General features: G+C 71.9%; 3 protein-coding genes. 1 reads left to right on the top strand and 2 read right to left on the bottom strand.

From position 1 onward, the window contains the following. Nucleotides 1-128 precede the first annotated feature (128 nt). Together PKE44_RS15405 and PKE44_RS15400 are read right to left on the bottom strand one after the other, a co-directional pair. Nucleotides 129-929 (bottom strand): PhzF family phenazine biosynthesis protein, encoded by an 801-nt coding sequence (locus tag PKE44_RS15405; protein WP_324552826.1) that lies wholly within the window; start codon nucleotides 927-929, stop codon nucleotides 129-131. A gap of 134 nt (nucleotides 930-1,063) precedes the next feature. Then, nucleotides 1,064-1,300 (bottom strand): DUF1127 domain-containing protein, encoded by a 237-nt coding sequence (locus tag PKE44_RS15400; RefSeq protein ID WP_324552823.1) that lies wholly within the window; start codon nucleotides 1,298-1,300, stop codon nucleotides 1,064-1,066. 101 nt (nucleotides 1,301-1,401) lie between these two features. Between PKE44_RS15400 and PKE44_RS15395 the strand changes: the two genes are divergently transcribed. After that, the coding region (locus tag PKE44_RS15395; RefSeq protein WP_324552820.1) for a PLP-dependent aminotransferase family protein at nucleotides 1,402-2,716 on the top strand (1,315 nt) is incomplete at its 3' end.

The following is a 2,716-nucleotide window of genomic DNA, read 5'->3' as shown; positions in this document are numbered from 1 at the left end:
CAGGACAACCCACCGGCCGCGCCTTGCGCGGCCGGTGGCGTTTCGGGGTCCGGAAAGCCTGCGGATCGATGCCGGCCGGCAGCCGGTCCGCAACGGACCGGAAACCGCGCCGGCCGCGTTGAACCGCCTCAGTCTCCGGGCAGCGTGATCCGCCCTTCGAGATACGGCACGGCATGGCCGGCGATGCGCACGCGCGCGCCATCGAGACATACCTGCAGTTCGCCGTGGCGCTTCGAGACCTGCTGCGCGTGCAGGCGATCCCGGCCCAGCCGCGCGGCCCAGTACGGGGTCAGCTCGCAGTGGGCGGAGCCGGTGACCGGGTCTTCGTCGATGCCGGCGGCCGGGGCGAAATAGCGGCTGACGAAGTCGGCATGATCGCCGGGGGCGGTGACGATGACGCCCTGCTTCGGCAGACGTGCGAGGGCCGCGAAGTCCGGGCGCAGCGCACGGATGTCGGCTTCGCAGGCGAAGACGGCGAACAGGTTGGTGTCGGAGCTGCGCACCTCGACCGGCTGCGCGCCGAGCGCGGCGGCGACGGCTTCGGCGAGCCCGGCGTCGGTGGCAAGCAGCGAGCGGGCGGGAAAATCCAGCTCCAGCCGACCGTCCTCCAGCCGGCGCACGCCGAGCGGGCCGCTGGCGCAGACGAAAGGAATGCGCGCTGCGCGCCAGCCGAGGCGCTCATAGAGCACCCAGGCGCTGGCGAGCGTGGCATGGCCGCAGAGATCGACCTCGATGCCGGGCGTGAACCAGCGCAGCCGGAAGCCTTCGCCTTCGGGCACGAAGAAGGCGGTTTCCGACAGGTTGTTCTCGGCGGCGATCGCGGCCAGCACGGCATCGGGCAGCCAGCGTTCGAGCGGCACGACCGCCGCCGGGTTGCCGGCGAAGGGCCGGTCGGTGAAGGCGTCGATCTGGTACAGGGCGAGCTGCATGGCGAAGGCTCCGGGGACAAGGGCTGTGCGGGCGGTCATGCGCGGTTCCGGCATCGAGGGTGACAATGTGCTTTGTCACCCTGCCCGCGGCCTGCAGCGCCTGCAAAGGCCGCTGCATCGGCCGCGCGCCGCGCTCATTCCTGCCAGAACCACTTGCGCGATTCGGCCCAGACATCGGCATCGCTCAAGCCGATGTCCTTCAGCAGGTAATCGGGCAGGGCCGCCAAGGTGCGGCGTTCATTGTGGCGGCGATACCAGAGGCCGGCGGTGCGGACGATGCGCCCCATTCCCGTGGCCGGCAGAGCGACGAGCTCGCGCAGCGAAGGCAGGGACCGGGAAAGAGGAAGAGACAATTCGCGGATTGTGCTCATTTTTGCATCTCCAGCAGTAGGGGCGATCACTACATTGTCACCGCGACATGCAGAGTAGTTGACACAATACGGATGTCAAGCCATTCTTTGTCACCATGACAATGTGGACGCCAGACCTCAACCCCTACGCCGGCCCGCGCTACCGCGCGATCGCCGATGCCCTCGAAGCCGACCTGCGCGAGGGGCGGCTTGCGCCGGGCGCGCGCCTGCCGACGCACCGCGAGCTGGCCGAGCGCCTCGGCGTGACCGTCGGCACGATCACGCGCGCCTATGCCGAGGCCGAAGCGCGCGGACTGACGCGCGGGACGGTCGGGCGCGGCACCTTCGTGCGCGAGACGCGCGTGCAGGCGCCGGTGATGATTCATGCGCCGGCCCCGGGGCTGATCGATCTGTCGGTGAACCGCCCGGCGCTGCTGCCGCAGATCCGGGCGCTGCAGCAGACGCTGACCGAGCTGCCGGCCACGCTCGATCTCGCGGCGCTGCTCAACTACGCGCCGACCTGCGGCCTGCCGGCGCACCGCGCCGCCGGCGCCGGCTTCATCGCGATGCTCGGGCTGCCGGGCTATACGACGGAGCAGATCGTCATCACCTGCGGCGCCCAGCACGCCCTGCTCGCGGTGCTGATGGCGATGGCCGAGCCCGGCGATGTGCTGCTGACCGAGGCCCTCGCGTATCCGGGGCTGATCGCGGCGGCCAGTCAGGCGCGGCTGCGCGTCGTGCCGGTCGCGATCGACGAGCACGGGCTGATCCCCGAAGCGCTGCGGGAAGCGGCGCGCGAGCACCGGCCGAAGCTGCTCGCGACCGTCGCGACGCTGCACAACCCGACCACTGCGGTGCTGCCGGCGGCGCGCCGGGCCGAGATCGCCGAGATCGCCCGCGAGTTCGACTTCGCGCTGCTCGATGACGATGTCTACGGCTTTCTGGTGCCGGAGCGCCCGCCGGCGCTCGCGAGCTTCGCGCCCGAGCGCAGCTGCTACGTGACCTGCACGTCGAAGGCGCTGATGCCGGGCCTGCGCATCGGCTATGTCGCGGCGCCGTCGGCCTGGGCCGAGCGCATCAGTGCGGCCGTGCGCACCTCGGTGTGGATGGCACCGCCGCTGATGGCCGAGATTGCCGCGCGCTGGATCGCCGAGGGCACGGCCGAGCGCCTGATGGACTGGCAGCGCGAGGAGATCCGCGCGCGCCAGCAGCTCGCGGCCGGGCGGCTGGCCGCGCATCCGTACCGCGCGCAGCCCGGGGGCTTCCACCTGTGGCTGCCGCTGCCGGAGCCGTGGCGCGAGGGCGAGTTCGTCGCCGCGGCGCGCGCGCGCGGGGTCGCCGTGGCCCCGGCCGAGGTGTTCGCGGTCGGGCGTCAGCCGACGCCGCCGGCGGTGCGCGTCTGCGTCAGCGCCCAGCCCGATCGCGAATCGCTGGCGC

Origin of the sequence: Plasticicumulans sp. (assembly GCF_035331805.1) — a bacterium.
Classification (GTDB): Bacteria; Pseudomonadota; Gammaproteobacteria; order Competibacterales; family Competibacteraceae; genus Plasticicumulans.
The sequence above is the reverse complement of the archived record's forward strand: the minus strand, read 5'-3'. Positions and strand labels throughout refer to the sequence as shown.

Coding starts and splice junctions, on each gene's coding strand:
- PKE44_RS15405 (WP_324552826.1), bottom strand. CDS start 929: ATGCAGCTCGCCCTGTACCAGATCGACGCCTTCACCGACCGGCCCTTC.
- PKE44_RS15400 (WP_324552823.1), bottom strand. CDS start 1,300: ATGAGCACAATCCGCGAATTGTCTCTTCCTCTTTCCCGGTCCCTGCCT.